This window comes from Pseudomonas sp. Z1-12 (genome assembly GCF_051132015.1).
GTDB lineage: Bacteria > Pseudomonadota > Gammaproteobacteria > Pseudomonadales > Pseudomonadaceae > Aquipseudomonas > Aquipseudomonas zanjanensis.
In genome coordinates this window covers 782,481-808,772 of the sequence record NZ_CP071647.1, presented here as the reverse complement: position 1 = coordinate 808,772, position 26,292 = coordinate 782,481, and the positions used below count along the sequence as shown (strand labels likewise).

Below are 26,292 nucleotides of genomic sequence, written 5' to 3'. Positions count from 1 at the left end.
CGGTTTTTGGAGTATAGATGTGCAAACTTCTAATAAGAATGCACATAAAAGCCGGTCCATCATGCAAAAAAACATCACCTCCCTGGGGTCGCTGAATTGGGACGACCTCAAGTTTTTCCTCGAAGTGGCCCGCACCCGCAAGGCCAGCACGGCCGCCAAGCGCCTGGCCGTCGACTACACCACGGTGTCGCGACGCATCAGCTCGCTGGAAGCCTCGTTGGGCACGCTGCTGTTCGAGAAATCCCGGACCAACGGCTTTGTCCTGACGGCCGAAGGCCAGCGCCTGCTGGGTTATGCCGAATCGATCGAAAGCACTTTGCACATGGCCTGCGAGCAGGTCTCGGGCTCTGGCGTCGCGTTGTCCGGCCACGTGCGCATGGGCTGCACCGAAGGCTTCGGCAGCTTCTTCATCACCCCGCAGTTGAGCCACTTCGTCGACGCCTACCCAGCCATCTCGGTGGACATCCTGCCGCTGCCACACTTCATCAGCCTGTCCAAGCGCGAGGCCGACATCGTCATCGCCCTCGAACGCCCCGAACACGGCCCGTATGTGTGCTGCAAATTGTGCGACTACCGGCTGCAGCTCTACGCCACCCAGCCTTACCTCGACAATCACCCACCGATCCAGCGCCCGGCCGACCTGGCCAGGCACTCATTCATCAGCTACGTGGATGACCTGGCGTTCAGTTCCGAGTTGCTCTACCTGGCCAACGTCCTGCCCGGCGCCAATGCCCACCTGCGCAGCACCAGTGTGATCGCGCAATTCGTGGCAGCGCAGCAAGGCCGTTCGCTGGCAATCCTGCCCTGCTTCCTCGCCGCCCAGGATCCTCGGCTGTTGCCGGTGCTGCCGGAGGAAATCAATGTCACCCGGCAGTTCTGGATGTACTGTCGGGAGGACCTGCGCAAGCTCAAGCGAATTACGCTGTTGTGGGATTACATCCGCGAGGTGACTGAACAGAACCGGCCATTGCTGATGGGTGAGCGTCGGGAGATGGTATTCGCCGATTAGTCGGCGATGACCACGATGGCGACGCGGCGGTTTTCGGTGCGGCCCTCGACCGTATCGTTGGATGCGACCGGCTTGCTGCTACCGAGCCCGCGCGATTGAACGTTTTCTTGGCGCATGCCTACGCCGATCAATACCTTGCTCACGCTGTTGGCCCGACGTATCGACAGTTGTTCGTTATAGGCTTGAGAACCCGATGCGTCGGTATGTCCATCGATCCGCACCCGCTCGATCCCTGCCCCGAGCAGCGCCTTGCCAATTCGTTCGACGATTTCGGTGCTGGCCGGGTTAAGGCTTTCCACGTCGCTGCCGAACAGTACCTTGCCTGATAGACCAAAAGCCCAACCCTCGTCGGTCAATTTGAAACCTTGCTCCTTGAGCACGGCAATTTGTGCAGGACTAAGCCCTTTTTGCGGCGCGGTCTGGCAACCGGTGAGTGCCAGGACTGCCATGAACAAAAACGCGATAAACCGTTGCAGTGAAGTTCGAGGATAGAAACGCACGAGTCAGCTCCTGGTTTGAAGATCAGCGACGGAGTGATCCAACCCCGCCGTATGTTGACCGCCTCGGGCGAGGCGTTTGGCTTGATACATGGCCGCATCGGCGGCGTGTAGCAGGGTGCCCGGCGTGGCACCGTGATCGGGGAAAACGGCAATGCCGATACTGAGGGAGGTCAGCACGGAGGCGTTGCCGGGCAATTGAATCGGCATTTCCATGCTGGCGATGATCTTTTCAGCGATCAGCTCGGCGTCCTCGGCCTTGTGCAAAGGCGCCAGCAGCACGGCGAATTCGTCGCCCCCCAAGCGCGCGACCAAGTCATCCTCGCGCAACTGCGCCCGGACCCGGGTCGCCACGGCCGTCAGCACCGCGTCGCCGGCGGCGTGGCCGAAATTGTCATTGATGCCCTTGAACCGATCACTGTCCAGGTACAGCACGGCCACTTGTTCATTGAGCTTGCTGGCATTGCGCAAGGCGCGAATCAGCCGGCCCTCGAAAAATGCCCGGTTCGGCAAGCCGGTCAAGCTGTCGTGGCTGGCCTGGTGGGCCAGGGTTTCGTTTTCGCTTTGCAGATGGGTCTGCCAGGATTCCAGTTCATCGAGCAGCGCGTTGAAGTCATTGGCCAGATTATCCAGTTCGGCGATGGCGGCCGGCGGCACGCGTCGGTCCAAGGCTCGTTCACTGCGGGCCGCGTGGGCCACCTCGGCCAGGCTGCGCAGCGGCCCGGTGATCGCCCGCAACTGCCGCCGCGCCAGGTAAAGCGCCACCCAGGCACTCACCGCCGTGCACAGGATGATCCCCGCCAAACCGCTGAGCAAAAAGCGCAACAGGCTGCCGCCATGCCCCGCCAACACGATACGGCCGATGTTCTGCCCTTGGTGAACGATCGGCAGGCTGATGGGTTTTTCCAGGAATGCCTTGGCAATGTGCACTTCCAGTTCCGACAACAGGCCGGTTTGCGGTCGTTGCCAGCGCGCCAACAGACGGCCATGTTCATTGAATACCTCGGCATCGGCGACCTCCTCGGTGGAGGCGATCAAGGCCAGTGCCTCGGTGGCCGCGGCCGAATCATCGAAGACCACGGCGGCTTCCACGGTGTAGTTGATCGAACGGGCGATCAAGTGCAGGTTGTGATCCGCATAGACCCGTAGCGCCAACAGCCCGAGCAAGGTCAGGGACACACTGGCCATGGTAATGGCCACCAATGCGACGATCAGATGACCGCGACCGATGACCGAGCCCAGGGTGGGACGGACCCTTGGTTTGCTCTGCTTCATGGGGTTGCGGACCTGCGGCGGGAAAGCTGCAGCACACTCGGATGGATGCGCACGCCACTACGTGCCACGGAATCGAGGTTGACCTCGAAAGACACTTGTTCATCACCTACCCGCAGGCAGAACAGGCTACCCACAGTGCACTGGTCGCCGCCCTCACTGATGCTCAACACGGGCTTGCCGATCAAGGACGCAAACAGACGGGTGTGCTCATCGTTGGTCAGCCTGCCGACGTAGACCGCGTTGCACTCAGTGGCGATATTGGGATGATCGGCCAACAACCGCTGCACAATTACCGGCCGCCCCGTGGCCTGGGTGGTGCCCTTGACCAGATCGTCGGTGTATTGGGTCGGCCCGACGATGCACAGTTGCAGTTGAGTGGGTTCCACCGGCCAGCGGGCATAACTGAGAATGCCCAAGACCACTTGGGTCACCGCCTCGGCCCGCTGCTCGGCCTGGGTCGTGGAGGCCTGCTCCTGGGCAACTGCGACAGGCAGCAGCAGACACAAAAGGCCGGCAAGCAGAACATGCCCCCAGCCCTTGCTGCGCACTGCCTCCCCTACAGGCACTTCCATGGAAAATCTCTTGATCCAGACGATAAGTGCCGGAACGATAGCACAGTGCCAAAAAGCCAGCGAGACAGCGTGTTACGCAGGCTTGGAGCGAAACAGGCCAGGTCGTCACAAAGGCATGAATCCTTGAAAGCCAATGATTCAGTCAGCCTGCTCCAACGCCAGCATCAAACCGCTCAAGCGCTTGACCTTGCGCCCGACCGCCTCTTCGAAGACCCCCGCCCGCGGTTCGATCAAGCTGAACCATTGCTTGCCCCGGGTAATGGCGGTGTACACCAATTCCTTGGTCAAGACCGGGTTGAGCGCATCCGGAAGGATCAACGCGGTATGGGTGAATTCCGAGCCCTGGGATTTGTGCACCGTCATGGCATACACGGTCTCTACGTCGTTCAGGCGGCTGGGCAGGACGAAACGCACACTGCCCTGGCCGTCATTGCGCGGGAAAGCGACCCGCAGGACCTGTTTGCCGGCATCCGGCCCGTCACGCTCGGGAAGCTTGAGGGCGATGCCGATATCACCGTTCATCAACCCCAGCCCATAGTCGTTACGGGTCATCAGTACCGGACGGCCTTCGTACCACTGGTGATCGCTATCGATAAGGCGGGCCTTGAGCAACGTGGCGGTGATTCGCTGGTTCAATCCTTCGACGCCCCACGGGCCTTTGCGCACCGCGCAAAGCAATTGGAATTCGTCGAAGGCCGCCAGGACCTCACGGGCCCAATCGGCCCAGTAACGATCTTCCAATGGCTGAGAAATGGCCGGACGGCGCTGCCGCAGCAGGCTCAGGTAATGCCGATAACCCTTGGGTCCTTCCGGCTTGCCGTCGAGTAACAGTTTTTCCAGCTTCGTGTCGTGTTCACCTGCCAATTTCAAGGAAAACAAATCGACGTACTGCCCGTTATCCAATAATTGGCGGGCTTTTTCCGGCTGTTGCTGGTTGACCGAACGAGCGAGCTGACCGATCCCACTGCCTTCGCCGAAGCGCCGGGAATGCCTGAGCATGACCACTTGCTGCGCCAGGGGATGAGTGCCGTCGAGGTCTTGCTGCAGGTCGCTGGCCGCCAGGTTTTCCCCACTGACCGACTCCAGCCAGGCACGAGTCTGGGGGCTGTACCAGCCGTCCTCGGCGTCTCGACACAAATCCCCCAGCACCGCACCGGCTTCCACCGAGGCCAACTGGTCCTTGTCCCCCAGCAATACCAACCGTGCATGGGCCGGCAGTGCATCCAGCAGATTGGCCATCATCTCCAGGTCGATCATCGACGCTTCATCGACCACCAGCACATCCAGCGGCAAGCGATTGCCTGCATGGTGACGAAAATGCCGAGTGCCGGGACGACTGCCCAGCAATCGATGGACCGTCGTGACGTCGCAGGGAATGCGTTCGCGCACAGCCTCATCCACATCCAGGGTCCGGACCTGCTGGCTGATGGACTCGATCAGACGCGCCGCCGCCTTGCCCGTGGGCGCAGCCAGGCGAATCCGCAGCGGCTTCCCGGCCTCGACGGCCGGAGCCTGCAACAGGGCCAGCAGACGCACAACGGTGGTGGTCTTACCGGTGCCCGGGCCGCCGGTCACGATGCTGAAGGCCCCACGGGTCGCTAGCGCGCAGGCCAGTTTCTGCCAATCGATCGGGCCGCTGGCGTTGGCCGGCCCGAACAACCCGTCCAAACGCTCGCGCAGGTCACCGGGCGCCGCTTCCTGCTCGACCAACCGTTGACGCAACGCCTCGTCGATCCGCCGTTCATACCCCCAGTAGCGACGCAGATAAAGACGTTTGCCAGACAGTACCAATGGACGTTGCTGCGCCTCTTCGCTCTCGTCCACAGCCAAGGCCACCAGCCGACTGGAAGCCAGGGCCTTGCACCAATGGGCGCCGTCGAGCGTCTGCAATATTTGCGAGGGCAGCAGCATCGCGCCTGGCTGCGGATCGCCCTCGGGGGGCAGCGACAGGGCAAAGTCCGGTTCCTTGAGGGTCTCGAATATATCCAGGCAAACGTGCCCGTGGCCCAACTGATGGCTGGTCAGCGCAGCGGCGAGCAGGACCAATGGATCATCGTCGGGCGCCAGCTCATGGAGGAACGCCACGAAGGCCTTGTCCAGGGCTCGCAGCCAGCCGCGCTCGACCCAGCGCGTCAGCAACAGCAGCAGGTCCTGCGCACGGCTCAAAGGCGCCAGGTCAACCAGGCTTTCATCGTCGGACGCCTTGGGCAGCAGGTCGGCAAAGGAACGACTCATAGCAACTCTCCCTGTACCCACGCCGGTTCAGCCTTGGGTTCGGGCGCCCCTTGGAACAGCCGATCCAGCTGTTCGATCAAGGCCCGTGGCGGCTTGGTGAAATACACGCCCTGGCTGGTCGAGCGGGTCCCACGAAGGAACAGGTACAGCGCGCCGCCGACGTGCCGGTCGTAGTCATAATCGGGAAGCCGAGCCTTGAGCTGGCGATGCAGGGCCAACAGGTACAGCACGTATTGCAGGTCGTAGCGATGGTCCAGGATCGACTGTTCCATGGCCTGTACGGTGTAGGCCATGTCATCGACACCCAGCCAATTGGACTTGTAATCGGCCACGTAATACCGGCCGTCGTGCTCGAACGTCAAATCGATGAAGCCCTTGAACATGCCGTTGAGCAGCACCGGCTCCGCCGCGACGCGGGCGACACCGCCATGGGTGAACTGGCAAACCAGTTGATCGAGCTTTTGCACATCGACCTTGTGGCTGGCGAACCAGAACTCCATCTCGACCTGGAACCGGGTCAGTTGTTCGAGCACCACCGGCGCCTGGTCGCTGCCGACGGGCATGGGCATTTTGATCAAGTGCTGCAGCCAGTCGCTCAGCGTGGTGATCCAGCCTTTCCAACCTCGGCGATTGCAGCGTCGGGCAATGGCATCCTCGATATCTGCCGACGCGGATGAAAACCCTTCCCCGGCAGCCCACTCCAGCAAGCCATGGAGGAAAGTGCCGGGGCTGGGGCCGCGGGGAAAGCGGTGGATGTCGCCACCGACGGCGATGGTCTCCCTGGACGCGTCCGGGTCAAGACGCTCATCGTCGAACAGTTTCTGGGCCTGTGGATTCTCCGGCGCGGTATCGCTGCCTTCGCTCAGGCTTTCGCCGATGCGCAAGGCGCTGTAGGAGGCGATCCACCAATTTTCGCTGGCTTTTCGCAAGGGCACCAAGGGCTCGAGCAACACGGCGTCGTTGCGTGGCGGCCGATAGTGTTCGTCGGTAGGTTCGGGCATGGGCTGGCAGCTCACCGCGACGCTGTCGTGTTGCAGATCTTCCAGCCAACGCCTCAGCTCCATCGAATCGGTCAACGGCGCGCCACCGCCCAACAGATAACCCAGCGCGGACACATGCAGGATCGAGCTGTTGTTATTGCCCCGCTTGAGATCCGCGACTCCCAACCAGCAGGCATGTTGTGCGCGGGTCAGTGCCACGTAGAGCAGCCGCAGATCCTCGGCCAGTCGCTCGTCATCGGCCTTGGCGATCAATTCGGCGGTGGGCTTGAGACTGATCTGCGCCTTGTTGGCCTCGTCGTGGTAATGCAACGGCAATCGACTGCCATCCACCGGTTTCGTCGAGCAGATGAAGGGCAGGAAAACCAACGGATATTCAAGCCCCTTGGACTTGTGGATCGTGACCACCTTGACCAACTGCTCATCGCTTTCCAGGCGCAGGATCTGCTCTTCTCCCGCCTGTCCGGACAAGGCCAGGTGCTCGGACAAATGCCGGATCAAGGCTTGTTCGCCATCCAGCTCGCCGGCGGCCTGCTGCAACAGTTCGCACAGGTGCAGCAAGTTGGTCAGCACCCGCTCGCCATCGCTGCGCGTCGTCAGCGCCTGGGGCAATTCGAAATCATGCAGCAGGCGCCGCAACATCGGCAGCACGCCCTGGCTGCGCCAGACCGTGCGATAACCGCGAAACTGCATGACCCGGGCTTCCCAGGCCAGCTCATCCTGATTGAGACGCTCCAGCTCCGTCAGCGGCAGGTTCAACGTGATGCTGGCCAGCGCTGCCCGTAGCGGTCGCTCCACATCCGGCTCGGCGCAGGCCTTGAGCCAGGTCAGCAAATCCCGCGCCTCTTGCGAAGCAAAGACCGAATCCTTGTCGGACAGATAGACACTGCGCACGCCCCGCGCGGACAACTCGTCGCGCACGGCCTGCGCCTCTTTACCGTCGCGCACCAGGATAGCGATATCTGCCGGGCGCAACCCGCGCAGCGTTTCGCCATCGACGGTGAAGCCGTCGCGCCCCGACTGCCCACCGTTGAGCAATGCCGTGATCTCACTGGCGCAGGCGGCTGCCATGGATTGCCGATACACCGCACCGGAGAGCGGCTGGTCCGACGACAGGTGCCAGATGTTCAGTGCCGCAACGGCGTGTCCTGCCACCTGCAGGGACTCCTTGCGGCCCTGGGACTCAACGGACAGGAACGGCACCGGGTTCTCGCCCGAAGGCTCACGGAACAGAAAAGCCCCACGCCCCTTCGGGCGGGACTCGGCCTTCTGGAAAATATGGTTTACCGCCCCCACCATCGCATGGCTGGAACGGAAGTTCGTGCCCAGCGTATGCAACCTGCCATCCGTGGCCTCGCGAGCGCGCAGGTAGGTGTAGATGTCGGCACCGCGAAAGGCGTAGATCGCCTGCTTCGGATCGCCGATAAGGAAAAGTCCGGTCCCGGGGTCGTTGTCTTCAATACGGTAGATGCTTTCGAAGATCCGGTACTGAACCGGGTCGGTGTCCTGGAATTCATCGATCAGCGCCACCGGAAACTGCTCGCGGATCAGGCTCGCCAGGCGCTCGCCCCCGTCGGCCTGCAACGCCGCGTCGAGACGCAGCAGCATGTCGTCGAAGCCCATTTCGGCGCGGCGACGTTTCTCCGCTTCGAAACGCGTCCCGACCCATTGCGCGGCATGCTGCAGCACGGCGGCATCAGGGGTGGGCAACGCATCCAGGCTGGCCTTGAGACCGGCCATGGCCTCCAGTCCGGGATGGTTGGGCACTTCGCCTTTCCAGGCTTCGGCCATGCCCTCGGGCGTCAGGCGTGTGAACCCGGTGCCGATATCCAGCAGTTCGTGGCTTTCGTCATCGACCCAGGCGGTGATTTTCTGAAACCACGGCTCGAAGTAACGCGCCTGCATCTTGCGTCCATCAACAGACTTGCTGGCGACGCCTTGCTGGCAGATCTCCAACAGTTCCACGGCCCATTGCCGCCACGGCGCCTTGAGATCGAGCAAGGCGGCACTGCGCTCCTGCAACGAGGCGGCGATTAGCTCGGCAGGCTCAAGCCCGTCAGCGTCGCCAGGCTCGCTGGAAAACAACCCCCTCACCCGTGGCAACAGCGCCGCTGGACCTCCCCAATGGGTACGCACCCAGTTCAGCGCCTCGCCTTGCATCGAATAGCAGAACAGCCGCCAATAATCGCGCAATACCTCGCCCAGCAATTCGCTGTGGTCGGTTTCCAGGGTCTGGGTGAACAGGCTGCCGCTGTCGAAGGCATGCTCACGCAACATGCGCTGGCACCAGCTATGGATGGTCGAGACGGCCGCTTCGTCCATCCACTGCGCGGCGATGTCCAGCCGATTCGCACAACCCGGCCATTGCTCGGCACTGAATTCATCGCGCAATGCGCCGATCAGTGAATCCGGAGCTGGAATCTCATCGCGAAAGAAACGTGCGGCTTCGGCCAGACGGGTGCGAATTCGTTCACGCAACTCCTTGGTGGCGGCGTCCGTAAACGTCACGACCAGAATTTGCGGCGGAAGCAACTCGCGGCCAAAACCGGACGCCGAACCGCCGTGCCCTAGCACCAGGCGCAGGTAGAGCGCCGAAATGGTAAAGGTCTTGCCGGTACCGGCGCTGGCCTCGATCAGTTGGCTGCCCCGCAGCGGGAAAGCCAGGGCCAATGGTGCCTGCTGACTCATGAACGGGTCTCCTCGCTGACCAACGAACGCCACGGGGCTTCGAGTAATGGTCGGTAAAGCGCATCGCACCAGTCGGGGAATGTTTCGTCAGCCATCAAGGCCGCGAAATCAGGAAACTGTCGAGCCAAGGCCGGGTTTTCCCGCCGCTCGCCCTCGAACGTCTGTCCGTCGCCCTCATAGGCTTTGCGCGCCGCGGCTTCGGCCTTGAGCAGATCACTCTGGCCGAGCCAGGCGAACGCCGTCTTCACCGCGATCGGTAGCGGTTGGCGCATACCGGCCTGCCAGGCCTGCAATAGGTCGCCAAGCATTTTTTTTGCGGCGGGCTCTTCAAAAGGTGGCAACAGCAAGCTGTCATCACTGGCCACCAGCGCCGTGGTCAACGACAAGCCGTTAGCGCAGGCCACGAGATGATTGACCCAGGGCCGTATCAGGCGATGCCACTTGCGGGTCTTGGTGGAGCCGATGCTGTTGGGTATGGCGGTGATGGCGAGGACCGCACCATCGGAGCGTTGGTGCAGGCCACTGAGCCACCCTTCGACACTCACTCCCTGCGATTGCAGGCTGACCGGCACAGCACTGGTCAGCGGTGTGGGCCACAACGCCAGAAGCTGTTGGTAGCGCTGGAGCAGATCCGGCAAGGGTTCGATCAATTCGCGCTGCATGCACTCACCGAACCCGGCCATCGGTAACAACCCGCTGTTCTGGAGCCTCTGGGCATGGGCGGCCAAAGCCAGGTCCGGCTGGTCCAGGCGTACCAAGGCGGCCTCGAGCAGGCTGTCGCTCAGGGTGTAGCGTTGCAGCGCGTCGAGCACGAAAGGTTCGTCATCGGCCAGAGGTGCTTCGATGGCGTCGAAGAACACTTTCAGCCTCTGGCTGAAGAAATGGCGGACGGGGTTGCGCAGGAAGTCCTGCAACTGACCGAGGCCCAAGGGCTCCTCCTGGACATAGGGTTCCAGCACCTGAGTTTTGTCAGTGTCATCGGAGATGTCGTGGAGCATTCGCCATTCGCTCGCGTAACTGAACAGCTCGTCTCCTTGATGGAAATAACGCGCGCTGAACGGTTGCAGCGGATGCTCCTGAGTCAGGGCATCGAGGAGAGGCTTGCTGTCATCGGCCAACCGCCAGCCATTGGCGAGGTGATCGCGCAGTTGGCCGATCAACACCGATGCCGGCCGCTCGCTGTTATCGCGGATACTGCGTCCCACCCAACTGATATAGAGCTTTTCCCGGGCCGAGAGCAGCGCTTCCAACAACAGGTAACGGTCGTCCTCACGGCGAGAACGATCGCCCGGGCGATAATCGCCACCCATCAGATCGAAATCCAAAGGCGGTTGGGCTCTTGGGTAATCACCATCATTCATCCCCAGCAGGCACACCAACTTGAAGGGGATCGCACGCATTGGCATCAAGGTGCAGAAATTGACGGCTCCGGCCAGGAAGCGTTGGGACAGTCGCCCCTGATCCAGCCCGGCCAACCACGCTTCACGCACCACCGTCAGCGGCAGTTCATCGTGCAGCCCTACCGACTCACAGGTTTCCAGCCAGGTTTCACGCAAGTCCTCGAGTTGCGCCAGCAAATAGTCGTCATGCTCGTTACTCGCCTGGAAGAACAACTGCATCAGATCGTGCAGACGCGAACCCCATTGCTGCGGCGAGGCTGGCTGGGTGAGTTCTTGGTGGGCGACTTCCAAGGCATCCAGCAAAGCAACCAGCGGACCGATCAGCGCCGCGTCCAGGCCACCGATCTCGTCATAGGGTTCGATGCCGTCATAAGCCTGCGAGCTGCCGACGGCGTACCCCAGCAGCATGCGCCGCAAGCCGAAATGCCAGCTGTTCTGCTCAAGCTCCGCGGGCAAGCCCAACCCGGCGCGGTGTTCGGCACTCATTCCCCAGCGAATCCCCGCCCCTTCGATCCAGCGATGCAATGTCGGCAGGTCGGCCTCATCGATACCAAACCGTTCGCGCAACGCCGGGACATCCAGCAGATCGAGGATTTCACTGACCGGGAAACGACTGTCCGGCAGCTTGAGCAAATGCTCGACGGCGATCAGCAGTGGATCACGTCCGCGCTGGCCCTGGTCGGTCAACGTGAATGGAATGAAACGCGGGTCGCTCCTGTCGAGCTGGCCGAACACCGCGCGAATGTGCGGTGCATAACTGTCGATGTCCGGGACCATGACGATGATATCCCGTGGGCGCAATGTCGGATCCGCACTGAAATGGGCCAGCAACTGGTCATGGAGAATTTCCACTTCACGCTGGGCGCCGTGGGCCACATGAAAACGGATCGAACCGTCTCGTTCCGTGTCGACGACGGGCCAGTGTTCCCGGGTTTCATTCAGGGGGCGCAGTTCCAGGATGTCATCCTGCAACTGGCTGAGAAGGGTCGTCGGGGTCCCGTCAGTGAACAGGTCGATGCGCCCGTCACGAAATACTGCGCGATAGCTGTTGGGGTCATCGTAGCTGTCGAGCAGGTTGATATAGTCGCGCCCCTGCTTGCCCCAGGCGGCCAATAACGGATGGGCATGTTGATGCAGGGTTTGCGGATCGAGGGCGGCAGGCATGCCAGCCTTGCGTGCCTGGCGCTTGTATTGATGACGTAGCAAGTCCTTGTCGGCAACGATGTCCGCCCAATGGTGGCGACACGGGTTATGCACGCAGAGTAGAACCTGGCTGAACCGGGAAAGACCGGCAAGCGCCTCGAGGACTTGGGCAGGCAACGAGGAAATACCGAACACGATGACTCGCGCGGGCAAGCCTTTCGGAGCTGCTTCCAGGTTGTTGATACGTTCGATGTAGCGCTGGTGGACGCCTGCGCGGCTTTGCGCCATGCCTTGTTCCCCCACATCCAGCAACAAGGCTCGCCACAGTTCCGCTTGCCAGCAATTCGCCGGCGCGAGCGGCTTGATTTCACCTCGGACATTTCGGGTCTGGTGTCGACCCTCAGCCCAGTCCTCGAGCCAGTCGGCCCGGTACACCTGGTATTGGTCGAACAGATCGGCAAGGCGCTCGGACAGCTGATAGCGCTTGCGCAAGTCGGTGTCGTGGGTAAGGAATCGTCGTAGAGGTTCGAAATGCGGCTGCTCGATAAGCTGCGGCAACAGGCGCATCAGGCGCCAGGTTAGCGGAGCCTTGTCCAACAGCGACTTGGCCGGAATCTGATCACGCCCCAGGACCATTCGATAGAGCTGCCACATGAAGCTGCCTGGCAGTTGCACATCAATAGCCGCCGCGATACCGCAGCCGCCGGAGTCATCATCTTCCGGGTCTTCAGCCAGTGCGAGCTTGAGCCATTGGGCAATACCATTGCTCTGTACCAGCGCGATTTCATTTTCAAGGGGAGCCAGTGGATAGCGCCGCATCAGGCTGATCACCAGGCTGCGCAATTCATCAAGGCGATTCCCGTGAACCACCATGAAAGCAGGGCTGAGGGACGTTGCGTCCGGCATGAAAGGCATCCTTGAAAATGCAAAAGCTAGGGCAGAACCTTAGCACTGTCGGGGGACCGTGACAGCCGGGAGCAGTCCGAGCTTGTCGTAAGAACTTTCCCGCGGGCAAAACAAAACCCCTACCTGCATCAGCAGATAGGGGTTTCGGAATTTAATCTTGACGATGACCTACTCTCACATGGGGAAACCCCACACTACCATCGGCGATGCATCGTTTCACTGCTGAGTTCGGGATGGGATCAGGTGGTTCCAATGCTCTATGGTCGTCAAGAAATTCGGGTACCGAATCGTGGCCTGACGGCCTCGCTTCAGCAAATTGGGTATGTGACAGCTTTCGGTGTTTTGTGAGATTCGAACTTTCGGTTCGTTTCGTCTTCACACACCGCAATCTGGTGCTCTTTCGAGTCAGCAAATTGCTTGGGTGTTATATGGTCAAGCCTCACGGGCAATTAGTACAGGTTAGCTCAACGCCTCACAGCGCTTACACACCCTGCCTATCAACGTCGTAGTCTTCGACGGCCCTTCAGGGGACTCAAGGTCCCAGTGAGATCTCATCTTGAGGCAAGTTTCCCGCTTAGATGCTTTCAGCGGTTATCTTTCCCGAACATAGCTACCCGGCAATGCCACTGGCGTGACAACCGGAACACCAGAGGTTCGTCCACTCCGGTCCTCTCGTACTAGGAGCAGCCCCTCTCAAATCTCAAACGTCCACGGCAGATAGGGACCGAACTGTCTCACGACGTTCTAAACCCAGCTCGCGTACCACTTTAAATGGCGAACAGCCATACCCTTGGGACCGGCTTCAGCCCCAGGATGTGATGAGCCGACATCGAGGTGCCAAACACCGCCGTCGATATGAACTCTTGGGCGGTATCAGCCTGTTATCCCCGGAGTACCTTTTATCCGTTGAGCGATGGCCCTTCCATACAGAACCACCGGATCACTAAGACCTACTTTCGTACCTGCTCGACGTGTCTGTCTCGCAGTCAAGCGCGCTTTTGCCTTTATACTCTACGACCGATTTCCGACCGGTCTGAGCGCACCTTCGTACTCCTCCGTTACTCTTTAGGAGGAGACCGCCCCAGTCAAACTACCCACCATACACTGTCCTCGATCCGGATAACGGACCTGAGTTAGAACCTCAAAGTTGCCAGGGTGGTATTTCAAGGATGGCTCCACGCAGACTGGCGTCCACGCTTCAAAGCCTCCCACCTATCCTACACAAGCAAATTCAAAGTCCAGTGCAAAGCTATAGTAAAGGTTCACGGGGTCTTTCCGTCTAGCCGCGGATACACTGCATCTTCACAGCGATTTCAATTTCACTGAGTCTCGGGTGGAGACAGCGCCGCCATCGTTACGCCATTCGTGCAGGTCGGAACTTACCCGACAAGGAATTTCGCTACCTTAGGACCGTTATAGTTACGGCCGCCGTTTACCGGGGCTTCGATCAAGAGCTTCGCGTTAGCTAACCCCATCAATTAACCTTCCGGCACCGGGCAGGCGTCACACCCTATACGTCCACTTTCGTGTTTGCAGAGTGCTGTGTTTTTAATAAACAGTCGCAGCGGCCTGGTATCTTCGACCGGCGTGGGCTTACGCAGCAAGTGCTTCACCCTCACCGGCGCACCTTCTCCCGAAGTTACGGTGCCATTTTGCCTAGTTCCTTCACCCGAGTTCTCTCAAGCGCCTTGGTATTCTCTACCCAACCACCTGTGTCGGTTTGGGGTACGGTTCCTGGTTACCTGAAGCTTAGAAGCTTTTCTTGGAAGCATGGCATCAACCACTTCGTCACCCAAAGGGTAACTCGTCATCAGCTCTCGGCCTTAAGATCCCGGATTTACCTAAGATCTCAGCCTACCACCTTAAACTTGGACAACCAACGCCAAGCTGGCCTAGCCTTCTCCGTCCCTCCATCGCAATAACCAGAAGTACAGGAATATTAACCTGTTTTCCATCGACTACGCTTTTCAGCCTCGCCTTAGGGACCGACTAACCCTGCGTCGATTAACGTTGCGCAGGAAACCTTGGTCTTTCGGCGTGGGTGTTTTTCACACCCATTGTCGTTACTCATGTCAGCATTCGCACTTCTGATACCTCCAGCAAGCTTCTCAACTCACCTTCACAGGCTTACAGAACGCTCCTCTACCGCATCACTTACGTGATACCCGTAGCTTCGGTGTATGGTTTGAGCCCCGTTACATCTTCCGCGCAGGCCGACTCGACTAGTGAGCTATTACGCTTTCTTTAAAGGGTGGCTGCTTCTAAGCCAACCTCCTAGCTGTCTAAGCCTTCCCACATCGTTTCCCACTTAACCATAACTTTGGGACCTTAGCTGACGGTCTGGGTTGTTTCCCTTTTCACGACGGACGTTAGCACCCGCCGTGTGTCTCCCATGCTCGGCACTTGTAGGTATTCGGAGTTTGCATCGGTTTGGTAAGTCGGGATGACCCCCTAGCCGAAACAGTGCTCTACCCCCTACAGTGATACATGAGGCGCTACCTAAATAGCTTTCGAGGAGAACCAGCTATCTCCGAGCTTGATTAGCCTTTCACTCCGATCCACAGGTCATCCGCTAACTTTTCAACGGTAGTCGGTTCGGTCCTCCAGTTAGTGTTACCCAACCTTCAACCTGCCCATGGATAGATCGCCCGGTTTCGGGTCTATTCCCAGCGACTAGACGCCCTATTAAGACTCGCTTTCGCTACGCCTCCCCTATTCGGTTAAGCTCGCCACTGAAAATAAGTCGCTGACCCATTATACAAAAGGTACGCAGTCACCCAACAAAGTGGGCTCCCACTGCTTGTACGCATACGGTTTCAGGATCTATTTCACTCCCCTCTCCGGGGTTCTTTTCGCCTTTCCCTCACGGTACTAGTTCACTATCGGTCAGTCAGTAGTATTTAGCCTTGGAGGATGGTCCCCCCATATTCAGACAAAGTTTCTCGTGCTCCGTCCTACTCGATTTCACTTCTAAGATCCTTTCGCGTACAGGGCTATCACCCACTATGGCCGCACTTTCCAGAGCGTTCCGCTAAAATCAAAGAAGCTTAAGGGCTAGTCCCCGTTCGCTCGCCACTACTAAGGGAATCTCGGTTGATTTCTTTTCCTCAGGGTACTTAGATGTTTCAGTTCCCCTGGTTCGCCTCTTGCACCTATGTATTCAGTACAAGATAACCATCTTATGATGGCTGGGTTCCCCCATTCAGACATCTCCGGATCAAAGTCTGTTTGCCGACTCCCCGAAGCTTTTCGCAGGCTACCACGTCTTTCATCGCCTCTGACTGCCAAGGCATCCACCGTATGCGCTTCTTCACTTGACCATATAACCCCAAGCAATCTGGTTATACTGTGAAGACGACATTCGCCGAAAATTCGAATTTCTCAATTAAGAGAACTCACAAATTTTACCTTAGCCTGATCCGTTACCAGTGAAAGTAACGTTCAGTCTATCTTTCTATCACATACCCAAATTTTTAAAGAACGAACTAGTCAAAGACTAGAAATCAACATTCACCATCAAACCGATGGAATGCTCATTTCTAAGCTTTATACAATCGAAGCAGTAGTGGTGGAGCCAAGCGGGATCGAACCGCTGACCTCCTGCGTGCAAGGCAGGCGCTCTCCCAGCTGAGCTATGGCCCCGTATTTCTACAGGCGTTTCCCACACAAAATTGGTGGGTCTGGGCAGATTCGAACTGCCGACCTCACCCTTATCAGGGGTGCGCTCTAACCAACTGAGCTACAGACCCAATTTCGAGCTACTAAGGCCGACCTCACCCTGCTCTTTACCACAGAGCATGGGGTGCGCTCTAACCAACCAAGCTACAACCCTTTTGGCTGCTTCTTTCGTCTTCTTCAATGAATCAAGCAATTCGTGTGGGAGCTCATGGAGCAGCTGCGGTCGTCGATTAAGGAGGTGATCCAGCCGCAGGTTCCCCTACGGCTACCTTGTTACGACTTCACCCCAGTCATGAATCACACCGTGGTAACCGTCCTCCCGAAGGTTAGACTAGCTACTTCTGGTGCAACCCACTCCCATGGTGTGACGGGCGGTGTGTACAAGGCCCGGGAACGTATTCACCGCGACATTCTGATTCGCGATTACTAGCGATTCCGACTTCACGCAGTCGAGTTGCAGACTGCGATCCGGACTACGATCGGTTTTGTGGGATTAGCTCCACCTCGCGGCTTGGCAACCCTCTGTACCGACCATTGTAGCACGTGTGTAGCCCAGGCCGTAAGGGCCATGATGACTTGACGTCATCCCCACCTTCCTCCGGTTTGTCACCGGCAGTCTCCTTAGAGTGCCCACCATTACGTGCTGGTAACTAAGGACAAGGGTTGCGCTCGTTACGGGACTTAACCCAACATCTCACGACACGAGCTGACGACAGCCATGCAGCACCTGTCTCAATGTTCCCGAAGGCACCAATCCATCTCTGGAAAGTTCATTGGATGTCAAGGCCTGGTAAGGTTCTTCGCGTTGCTTCGAATTAAACCACATGCTCCACCGCTTGTGCGGGCCCCCGTCAATTCATTTGAGTTTTAACCTTGCGGCCGTACTCCCCAGGCGGTCAACTTAATGCGTTAGCTGCGCCACTAAGAGCTCAAGGCTCCCAACGGCTAGTTGACATCGTTTACGGCGTGGACTACCAGGGTATCTAATCCTGTTTGCTCCCCACGCTTTCGCACCTCAGTGTCAGTATCAGTCCAGGTGGTCGCCTTCGCCACTGGTGTTCCTTCCTATATCTACGCATTTCACCGCTACACAGGAAATTCCACCACCCTCTACCATACTCTAGCTCGACAGTTTTGAATGCAGTTCCCAGGTTGAGCCCGGGGCTTTCACATCCAACTTAACGAACCACCTACGCGCGCTTTACGCCCAGTAATTCCGATTAACGCTTGCACCCTCTGTATTACCGCGGCTGCTGGCACAGAGTTAGCCGGTGCTTATTCTGTCGGTAACGTCAAAACACTAACGTATTAGGTTAATGCCCTTCCTCCCAACTTAAAGTGCTTTACAATCCGAAGACCTTCTTCACACACGCGGCATGGCTGGATCAGGCTTTCGCCCATTGTCCAATATTCCCCACTGCTGCCTCCCGTAGGAGTCTGGACCGTGTCTCAGTTCCAGTGTGACTGATCATCCTCTCAGACCAGTTACGGATCGTCGCCTTGGTGAGCCATTACCCCACCAACTAGCTAATCCGACCTAGGCTCATCTGATAGCGCAAGGCCCGAAGGTCCCCTGCTTTCTCCCGTAGGACGTATGCGGTATTAGCGTCCGTTTCCGAGCGTTATCCCCCACTACCAGGCAGATTCCTAGGCATTACTCACCCGTCCGCCGCTCTCAAGAGGTGCAAGCACCTCTCTACCGCCCGACTTGCATGTGTTAGGCCTGCCGCCAGCGTTCAATCTGAGCCATGATCAAACTCTTCAGTTCAAACATCTTTGGGTTTTGAGAAAACCCTAAACTTGGCTCAGCAATCGTTGGTTACATCTTTGATTTCTCGCGGAGTAACTTGTGATGCTGATAATCTGTTGACTAGCAGTCTGACTCCACAAGCACCCACACGAATTGCTTGATTCAGTTGTTAAAGAGCGGTTGGCTGAGTCTTTCGTCTCAACCGAGGCGCGCATTCTACAGCGCCCCGTGTATCTGTCAAGCGGTTATTTTAAGAAGTTTTCAAAGTTTCCTTTTCAACTTCAACCACTTGCGCTTCCGATCTCTCGTTAGCGGGAGGCGAATTCTACAGCGTTACTCGCTGCTGTCAACACCTCTTTTTCACCGCTTTCGACCGAGAAGATCGAACCGCCGACAGAGCCAAACATCACCGCTCTATCTGCTCCTTCCGGGCTTCGATGAACTGAAGCCAAACACCTTCGAAACCTACTTAACTCTTTGAAACTCAAGGAGTTTTCCGTTTCGACTGCGCCGGAAGTGGGGCGAATTATAGACTTCCAGAATCTGCCGTCAACACCTATTTCAACAATTCTGTCATATCAGCCAAAAAGCCCCGTAAACACAGAGGCCGGCGCCCAAGGGCGCCGGCCTCTTCACTTCCAATTACAAGCTGGGGAAAGCGAATTGCGAAGCCTCATGGCTGGCACGCTGCGGCCAACGCTGGGTAATGGCCTTGCGACGGGTATAGAAACGCACGCCGTCCGGGCCATAGGCATGCAGGTCGCCGAATAGCGAACGCTTCCAGCCACCAAAGCTGTGATAGGCCACTGGCACCGGCAATGGAACGTTGACGCCCACCATGCCGACTTCGATCTCATCGCAGAACAACCGCGCCGCTTCGCCATCGCGGGTGAAGATGCAGGTGCCGTTGCCATATTCGTGATCATTGATCAGTTGCATTGCCTCTTCCAGGCTATTGACCCGGACGATGCACAGCACCGGCCCAAAGATCTCTTCTTTATAGATACGCATCTCGGGGGTCACGCGATCGAACAGGCAACCACCAAGGAAGAACCCCTCCTCATGCCCGGCCACACTCAAGCCGCGACCATCAACCACCAGTGAAGCGCCTGACGCCACGCCCTCTTCTATATAGCCACTGACCTTGTCCCGATGCTGACCGGTCACCAGCGGCCCCATGTCCAACCCGCAAGACGTACCGGCGCCAATCTTAAGCGCCTTGATCTGTGGCACCAGTTTGGACACCAGCGCATCCGCCACTTGGTCGCCGACACACACCGCCACCGAAATTGCCATGCAACGCTCACCGCATGAACCGTATGCCGCGCCCATCAGCGCGCTGACGGCATTGTCCAGGTCGGCATCCGGCATCAGCACCGCATGGTTCTTCGCCCCACCCAGCGCCTGGACACGTTTGCCACGTCGAGTGCCCTCGGCATAGATGTACTCGGCAATCGGCGTCGATCCGACAAAACTCAGCGCCTTGACTTCCGGCGCTTCGATCAGTGCATCCACCGCAGCCTTGTCGCCATGGACGACGCTCAGTACACCCTTGGGCAAACCGGCTTCCAACAACAACTGGGCGATCAGCAGCGTCGAACTCGGATCACGCTCGGACGGCTTGAGAATGAAGCAGTTGCCGCAGACGATCGCCAGCGGATACATCCACAACGGCACCATCGCCGGGAAGTTGAACGGGGTGATGCCCGCCACCACGCCTAAAGGTTGAAAGTCTGACCAAGCATCAATGTTCGGTCCTACGTTACGGCTGTATTCGCCCTTCAGGATTTCCGGCGCAGCACAGGCAAACTCGACGTTTTCGATGCCGCGCTTGAGCTCACCGGCCGCATCTTCCAAGGTCTTGCCGTGTTCCTCGCTGATCAACTGGGCGATACGCGCCTCGTTCTGCTCCAGCAATTGCTTGAAACGAAACATCACTTGGGCGCGCTTGGCCGCCGGTGTATTGCGCCAGGCCGGAAAAGCCGCCTTGGCGGCATCGACGGCCTGCTGGATCGTCGCGCGATCAGCCAATGGCACCTTATGAATGGCCTGGCCAGTGGACGGGTTGAACACATCGGCGGTGCGAGCGCTGTCGCTCAGCAGTTCGCCATTGATCAAATGCGGGATGAGGCTCATGGGGACTCCAGAATTATCCACAGGCGCCCGTGGCCGGGCGCCCGTTGTTAAAAGAATGCGTCAGTCGAGTTTGTTCAGCACTTCACCGACTGCATCGAACAGGCGATCCAGGTCCTGTGGCTTGCTGTTGAACGTTGGCCCGAACTGCAGAGTGTCGCCGCCGAACCGCACATAGAACCCGGCCTTCCACAACGCCATGCCGGCTTCGAACGGACGCACGATGGCATCGCCATCGCGCCCGGCGATCTGGATCGCGCCGGCCAGGCCATAGTTGCGGATGTCGATGACGTTCTTCGCGCCCTTCAGGCCGTGCAAGGCATTCTCGAAATGCGGGGCGATTTCGGCCACGCTCTGCACCAGGTTTTCCTTCTGCAGCAGGTCCAGCGCCGCCAGGCCCGCCGCGCAGGCCACCGGGTGTGCCGAGTAGGTGTAGCCGTGGGGGAATTCCACTGCGTACTCGGGCGTTGGCTGGTTCATGAAGGTCTGGTAGATCTCCGAGCTGGCAATCACCGCGCCCATGGGGATCGCGCCATTGGTGACTTGCTTGGCGATGCACATCAGGTCAGGGGTCACGCCAAAGCTGTCGGCACCAAACATCGAACCGGTGCGGCCGAAACCGGTGATCACTTCGTCGAACACCAGCAGAATGCTGTGCTGGTCGCAGATTTCCCGCAGGCGCTTGAGGTAACCCTCAGGCGGCACCAGTACGCCGGCCGATCCTGCCATCGGCTCGACAAACACCGCAGCGATATTGGACGCATCGTGCAGTTCGATCAGCTTCAACAGCTCATCCGCCAAGGCGATGCCACCCTCTTTCGGCATGCCACGGGAATAGGCGTTGCTGGCCAGCAAGGTGTGGGGCAAGTGATCGACGTCCATCATGGCCTGGCCGAACAGCTTACGGTTGCCGCTGACACCGCCGAGGCTGGTGCCGGCGATGTTCACACCGTGATAACCACGGGCACGGCCAATCATCTTGGTCTTGGTCGCCTGGCCCTTGAGACGCCAGTAGGCGCGGACCATCTTCACTGCGGTATCGGCGCACTCGGAACCGGAATCGGTAAAGAACACATGATTGAGGTTGCCTGGGGTCAGGCTGGTGATCTTTTCCGCCAGTTGGAATGACAGCGGATGACCGTACTGGAACCCCGGCGAATAATCGAGAGTACCCAGTTGCTTGGCGACCGCTTCCTGGATTTCCTTGCGGGTGTGCCCGGCGCCACATGTCCACAGGCCCGACAGCGAGTCGTAGACCTTGCGCCCCTTGTCATCCACCAACCAGCTGCCTTCGGCAGCGACGATCAGGCGCGGATCGCGCTGGAAATTGCGATTGGCGGTGTAAGGCATCCAGTGGGCATCCAGCTTGAGCTGGCTAGCCAGGGAACCGGCAGCGTGTTCGGGCATGTTCATCGACAAAACCTCGCAGGTCATAAACGACAGGGGATCGAAAGGCGTTCTTGCAGCTAAGTTGCCACGACGATAAAGTCAATGAAATCCAACTTTTGTAACCTTCAGTCGGCGGATCACTAAACTATGAGCGCTCGTCGTCCCGATCCTCTGGCCCAGGTCAGCGACTTTGATATTCGCCTGCTGCGCATTTTTCGCAGCGTCGTGGAATGCGGTGGATTCTCCGCCGCGGAAACCGTACTGGGAATCGGCCGCTCGGCCATCAGCCAGCAGATGAGCGACCTTGAACAGCGCCTCGGCCTGCGTCTGTGCCAGCGTGGGCGCGCGGGGTTTTCCTTGACCGAAGAAGGGCGCGAGGTCTATCAATCGGCGTTGCAGTTGTTGAGCGCACTGGAAAGTTTTCGCACCGAGGTAAACGGGCTGCACCAGCATTTGCGCGGTGAGTTGACCATCGGCCTCACCGACAACCTAGTCACCCTGCCCCACATGCGCATCACCCACGCCCTGGCGCAATTGAAAGAGCGGGGGCCTGACGTGCAGATCCAGATTCGCATGATCGCCCCCAACGAAGTCGAGCAAGGCGTGCTCGACGGTCGCTTGCATGTCGGCGTGGTGCCCCAGGCCAGTGCCCTGTCCGGGCTGGAATATCAACCGCTCTACGGTGAACGTTCGCTGCTGTACTGCGCGGTCGGGCATCCTCTGTTTTATGTCGATGACCAACAACTTGAAGACGCACGCCTCAACAGCCAGGACGCCATCGCCCCGACGTTCCGCCTGCCGGCCGAGATCCAGGCCCATTACCAGGCACTTAATTGCACCGCGAGTGCATCGGACCGCGAAGGCATGGCGTTCCTGATTCTTACCGGGCGCTACATCGGCTACCTGCCCGATCACTACGCCAACCTCTGGGTCCAGCAAGGTCGGTTGCGGGCCCTTAAGCCTGGGGCACGGTTCTATGACCTGAGTTTGGCGTCGGTCACGCGCAAAGGGCGCCGGCCTCACTTGGTGCTGGAGAGTTTTCTCGAGAGCCTCGCAGCCACCCGCTGACCTTTTTACATCCCTGTGGGAGCGAGCTTGCCCGCGATGGCGGAGTGTCAGTCCCACCTATGCTGAATGACCCTCCGCCATCGCGAGCAAGCTCGCTCCCACATGGGTTGGGTTGGGAAAGTCTTTGGCCGAGGGCTTTTTAGTGTGATGGCACTTGTCGGATCGATGCCGGTGCGCTATCAACGCACTTGCTTGCCCACAGACCCAGCCCGGAAACGCCCATGACCTTTGAAGTCCCTGCCCACGGTGGCAAGCCCACCAGCCGCATTCGTCAAAAGAACGAAGAGACGATTCTCAAGGCCGCCGAAGATGAATTCGCTCGCCACGGGTTCAAAGGCACCAGCATGAATGCCATCGCCCTGAAGGCCGGGCTGCCCAAGGCGAACCTGCATTATTACTTCACCAATAAACTCGGCCTGTACGTGGCGGTGCTGAGCAACATCATCGAATTGTGGGACAGCACCTTCAATACCCTCACCGCCGAGGATGACCCGGCCGAAGCCTTGACCCGCTACATCCGCGCCAAAATGGAGTTCTCTCGTCGCCAGCCCCAGGCCTCGCGACTGTTCGCCATGGAAGTGATCAGCGGGGGCGAATGCCTGACCGAATATTTCAACCAGGATTACCGTGCCTGGTTCAATGGCCGGGCCGCCGTGTTCCAGGCCTGGATCGACGCCGGCAAGATGGACCCGATCGACCCGGTGCATCTCATCTTCCTGTTGTGGGGCAGCACCCAGCATTACGCCGACTTCGCCACCCAGATCTGTCGCGTGACCGGTCGCAGCAAGTTGACCAAGCAGGACATGGTCGACGCGGGCGACAACCTGATCCGCATCATTCTCAAGGGCTGCGGCCTGACACCCACTCTTTAAGATCGCCATGCCCTTTACCCTTGCCGGTTTTTGCGAGCACCGCGAAGAAATTCGCAAAAGCCGCTTCATCACCTTCGCCGCGCCCATCACCAGCCCCGCCGATGCCCAGGCTTTTATCGAGCAGCACAGCGACTTGGATGCCACCCACAATTGCTGGGCCTGGAAACTCGGCGACCAGTACCGCAGCAACGACGATGGCGAGCCGGGTGGCACCGCCGGGCGGCCAATCCTGGCCGCGATCGAAGCCCAGGCCTGCGATCAGGTCGTGGTGCTGGTGATTCGCTGGTATGGCGGGATTCAACTGGGCACCGGCGGGCTGGCCCGAGCCTACGGTGGCGGCGCGAACAAATGTCTGCAAAACGCTGAGAAAATCGAATTGATCAGCCGCGTGCCGCTGCACTGTAGTTGCGGGTTCGCCGAACTGCCCCTGGTGAAACTGCGCGTCGCCGAGTGCGGTGGGCTGGTGAATGAAGAGCGCTTCACCGCCAATGGCGTGGACCTGCAATTGGCCGTAGGCGAAGCCCACATCGAAACCTTGCAAACGCAACTGGCCGACCTGAGCCGTGGACGGATTCTGCTGGCACGTTGAGATCACCCTGCAACCTTTTAGGGCACCTCGGAGGGTCCGACTTGCCCACATCCACTGTGCACCCGACTGTGGATAACCTGAGCACATCCCTCTGTAACCCTTCTGTCATGCGGGTTTCAGCGGGTTGCTCATTTTTCAGCCAAAGTCCTTCCCAAGCGCCAAATCCATCCACAAAACAACCGCTTGCGGCGGTTTATCACCTTTAGAAGAAAGCCCCGTAGTGCTTATGCCCGAGTTTCCGGCTTGCACACAATAACTGTGGAGCAACCTGTGGATAACCCGTTCATGGCTCCTTCCGCCCCATGAAGGATATGGCTCACAGCCGCTTGTTCAATTTTTGACCACCCATTTCAGGGCAAACCGCTGCCTGGGCCAGACCCGTTCGCGCCAAGGCGGTGCAGAATTTCTCCACTACAGATGCTCAGGCCTGACGCGAAAGGCCTCAGCAACGGGACTCAAGACAATTTCCTGACCTGATGGCCAGGAAATTGCTTTATCCACAGGCATTCCTGTCCATCGGCCCGAGCCTGTCATGTCCAACCCCGACTCCATCGCGCGCCTGCTATTGCGCAAGATCAGCAAACGCTACCCCGGTTGCCTGGCCAACGACGCCATCGACCTGAGCATCCAGCCCGGCGAGATCCACGCCTTACTGGGGGAAAACGGTGCGGGCAAAAGCACCCTGATGAAGATTATCTACGGCGTCACTGCTGCCGATTCGGGTGAGGTGATCTGGCAAGGCCAGCGCGTCAACCTGCGTAACCCGGCCCAGGCTCGCAGCCTGGGCATCGGCATGGTGTTCCAGCATTTCTCGCTGTTCGAAACCCTCACCGTTGCGCAGAACATTGCTTTGGCGATGGGCGCGGCAGCCGGTACGCCAGCGCAACTGGAGCCCCGGATCCGCGAGGTTTCCCGGCGCTACGGCATGGCCCTGGAACCGCAGCGGCTAGTTCACAGCCTGTCGATTGGCGAGCGCCAGCGGGTAGAGATCATTCGCTGCCTGATGCAAGACATTCGGTTGTTGATTCTCGATGAACCGACCTCGGTACTCACGCCCGCAGAAGCCGAAGAACTGTTCGTGACCTTGCGTCGCCTGGCGAGCGAGGGCTGCAGCATTTTGTTTATCAGCCACAAGCTCGGGGAGGTGCGCGCGCTGTGCCACAGCGCCACGGTGCTGCGCGGCGGACGCGTCTCAGGGCATTGCACCCCGGCGCATTGCTCGGACCGAGAGCTGGCGCAACTGATGGTTGGCGAGGCCGCGGGATTGATCACGGATTACCCCAAGGTCAGCGCAGACAAAGCCTTCCTGCACATCAACAAGTTGTCTTGGCACAACCCGGACCCGTTCGGCTGCTCGTTACGAGACATTGACCTTGAGGTTTGCAGCGGCGAAATCGTCGGCATCGCCGGGGTGGCGGGCAATGGCCAGGACGAATGGCTGGCGTTGCTTAGTGGGGAAACGCCGCTTCCCCGCCAGCAAGGCGAAACGATTCGATTCGGCGGCCAGCCCGTAGCGCACTTGCGCCCCGACGCTCGTCGCCGGCTTGGCCTGGCATTCGTCCCCGCCGAACGCCTGGGCCATGGCGCCGTGCCGCAATTGAGCCTGGCGGATAACGCCTTGCTCAGCGCCTTCCAACAGGGCCTGGTCAGCCATGGGCTGGTTCGACGCAGCAAGGTAGAACACCTGGCCGAGGAGATCATCCGTCGTTTTGGCGTGAAGACGCCCGACACCAAAACCCCAGCGCGCAGCCTTTCGGGGGGCAACTTGCAGAAATTCATCCTTGGCCGGGAAATCCTTCAACAGCCGAAGCTGCTGGTGGCCGCGCACCCGACCTGGGGCGTGGACGTCGGCGCGGCGGCGACCATCCATCGCGCCCTGATCGCCCTGCGCGACGCGGGCGCGGCGATCCTGGTGATCTCCGAAGACCTCGATGAACTGTTCCAGATAAGCGACCGTCTCGGTGCCTTGTGCGGCGGGCGTCTGTCGGCCTTGCGTCCCACCGTCGAGACCCGCCTCAGCGACGTCGGCGCCTGGATGGCCGGCCAGTTCGATGCCCCTCAATCCCCTGCCACCGTGCCGGTTTAACGGA

Annotated in this window: 13 protein-coding genes, 2 tRNA genes and 3 rRNA genes; 5 read left to right on the top strand and 13 right to left on the bottom strand. The window is 59.2% G+C overall.

All coding sequences use genetic code 11. The features are described from left to right. Nucleotides 1–61 precede the first annotated feature (61 nt). On the top strand, nucleotides 62–1,009 hold the full coding sequence (locus J3P85_RS03450) for a LysR family transcriptional regulator (protein ID WP_250963951.1): 948 nt from the start codon (nucleotides 62–64) through the stop codon (nucleotides 1,007–1,009). Here J3P85_RS03450 and J3P85_RS03445 read toward each other — a convergent pair. The 13 genes from J3P85_RS03445 to J3P85_RS03385 all read right to left on the bottom strand — a co-directional run bounded on the left by J3P85_RS03445 (nucleotide 1,006) and on the right by J3P85_RS03385 (nucleotide 21,697). After that, nucleotides 1,006–1,458: an OmpA family protein gene (locus tag J3P85_RS03445; protein WP_434706319.1), complete on the bottom strand. Its 453-nt coding sequence runs from the start codon at nucleotides 1,456–1,458 to the stop codon at nucleotides 1,006–1,008. The two genes, J3P85_RS03450 and J3P85_RS03445, sit on opposite strands and share 4 nt — an antisense overlap. 54 nt (nucleotides 1,459–1,512) lie before the next feature. Beyond that, nucleotides 1,513–2,781: a diguanylate cyclase domain-containing protein gene (locus J3P85_RS03440; RefSeq protein WP_434704922.1), complete on the bottom strand. Its 1,269-nt coding sequence runs from the start codon at nucleotides 2,779–2,781 to the stop codon at nucleotides 1,513–1,515. Beyond that, nucleotides 2,778–3,353, bottom strand: a complete 576-nt coding sequence (locus tag J3P85_RS03435) for a YfiR family protein (RefSeq protein ID WP_250963954.1) — start codon at nucleotides 3,351–3,353, stop codon at nucleotides 2,778–2,780. The genes J3P85_RS03440 and J3P85_RS03435 overlap by 4 nt, the downstream gene beginning before the upstream one ends. A 138-nt stretch (nucleotides 3,354–3,491) precedes the next feature. After that, entirely contained in the window at nucleotides 3,492–5,588 is a 2,097-nt protein-coding gene (recD, locus tag J3P85_RS03430) for an exodeoxyribonuclease V subunit alpha (protein ID WP_434704921.1), read from the bottom strand. Further along, nucleotides 5,585–9,274, bottom strand: a complete 3,690-nt coding sequence (gene recB / locus J3P85_RS03425) for an exodeoxyribonuclease V subunit beta (RefSeq protein ID WP_434704919.1) — start codon at nucleotides 9,272–9,274, stop codon at nucleotides 5,585–5,587. Before recB ends, recD begins: the two co-directional genes overlap by 4 nt. Further along, the gene (gene recC / locus J3P85_RS03420; protein ID WP_434704918.1) at nucleotides 9,271–12,723 is read right to left on the bottom strand and encodes an exodeoxyribonuclease V subunit gamma; all 3,453 of its coding nucleotides are present in this window, start codon (nucleotides 12,721–12,723) and stop codon (nucleotides 9,271–9,273) included. The genes recB and recC overlap by 4 nt, the downstream gene beginning before the upstream one ends. A 155-nt stretch (nucleotides 12,724–12,878) precedes the next feature. Then, nucleotides 12,879–12,994: ribosomal RNA gene (gene rrf, locus J3P85_RS03415) — 5S ribosomal RNA — on the bottom strand. A 157-nt stretch (nucleotides 12,995–13,151) separates the two neighbouring features. Continuing rightward, a 23S ribosomal RNA gene (locus J3P85_RS03410) occupies nucleotides 13,152–16,043 on the bottom strand. Nucleotides 16,044–16,289: 246 nt separating this feature from the next. Continuing rightward, nucleotides 16,290–16,365: transfer RNA gene (locus tag J3P85_RS03405), tRNA-Ala, on the bottom strand. 30 nt (nucleotides 16,366–16,395) lie between these two features. After that, a tRNA-Ile gene (locus tag J3P85_RS03400) sits at nucleotides 16,396–16,472 on the bottom strand. 160 nt (nucleotides 16,473–16,632) lie between these two features. Then, nucleotides 16,633–18,169: ribosomal RNA gene (locus tag J3P85_RS03395) — 16S ribosomal RNA — on the bottom strand. Together the 16S, 23S and 5S rRNA genes with 2 tRNA genes alongside form the textbook arrangement of a ribosomal RNA operon. 624 nt (nucleotides 18,170–18,793) lie before the next feature. Beyond that, a complete protein-coding gene (locus tag J3P85_RS03390; protein WP_434704917.1) occupies nucleotides 18,794–20,287 on the bottom strand; it encodes a CoA-acylating methylmalonate-semialdehyde dehydrogenase in 1,494 nt (497 codons plus the stop codon). A 60-nt stretch (nucleotides 20,288–20,347) separates the two neighbouring features. After that, nucleotides 20,348–21,697 (bottom strand): aspartate aminotransferase family protein, encoded by a 1,350-nt coding sequence (locus J3P85_RS03385; RefSeq protein WP_060739305.1) that lies wholly within the window; start codon nucleotides 21,695–21,697, stop codon nucleotides 20,348–20,350. A gap of 123 nt (nucleotides 21,698–21,820) precedes the next feature. Here J3P85_RS03385 and J3P85_RS03380 point away from each other — a divergent pair, with 123 nt between their 5' ends. The 4 genes from J3P85_RS03380 to J3P85_RS03365 all read left to right on the top strand — a co-directional run bounded on the left by J3P85_RS03380 (nucleotide 21,821) and on the right by J3P85_RS03365 (nucleotide 26,288). Next, on the top strand, nucleotides 21,821–22,741 hold the full coding sequence (locus tag J3P85_RS03380) for a LysR family transcriptional regulator (protein ID WP_434704916.1): 921 nt from the start codon (nucleotides 21,821–21,823) through the stop codon (nucleotides 22,739–22,741). A gap of 221 nt (nucleotides 22,742–22,962) precedes the next feature. Then, on the top strand, nucleotides 22,963–23,613 hold the full coding sequence (locus J3P85_RS03375) for a TetR/AcrR family transcriptional regulator (protein ID WP_434704915.1): 651 nt from the start codon (nucleotides 22,963–22,965) through the stop codon (nucleotides 23,611–23,613). 7 nt (nucleotides 23,614–23,620) lie between these two features. Then, complete coding sequence (locus J3P85_RS03370) at nucleotides 23,621–24,202, top strand: IMPACT family protein (RefSeq protein WP_434704914.1); 582 nt, start codon at nucleotides 23,621–23,623, stop codon at nucleotides 24,200–24,202. A 532-nt stretch (nucleotides 24,203–24,734) separates the two neighbouring features. Then, nucleotides 24,735–26,288: an ABC transporter ATP-binding protein gene (locus J3P85_RS03365; protein WP_434704913.1), complete on the top strand. Its 1,554-nt coding sequence runs from the start codon at nucleotides 24,735–24,737 to the stop codon at nucleotides 26,286–26,288. Nucleotides 26,289–26,292: the final 4 nt, after the last annotated feature.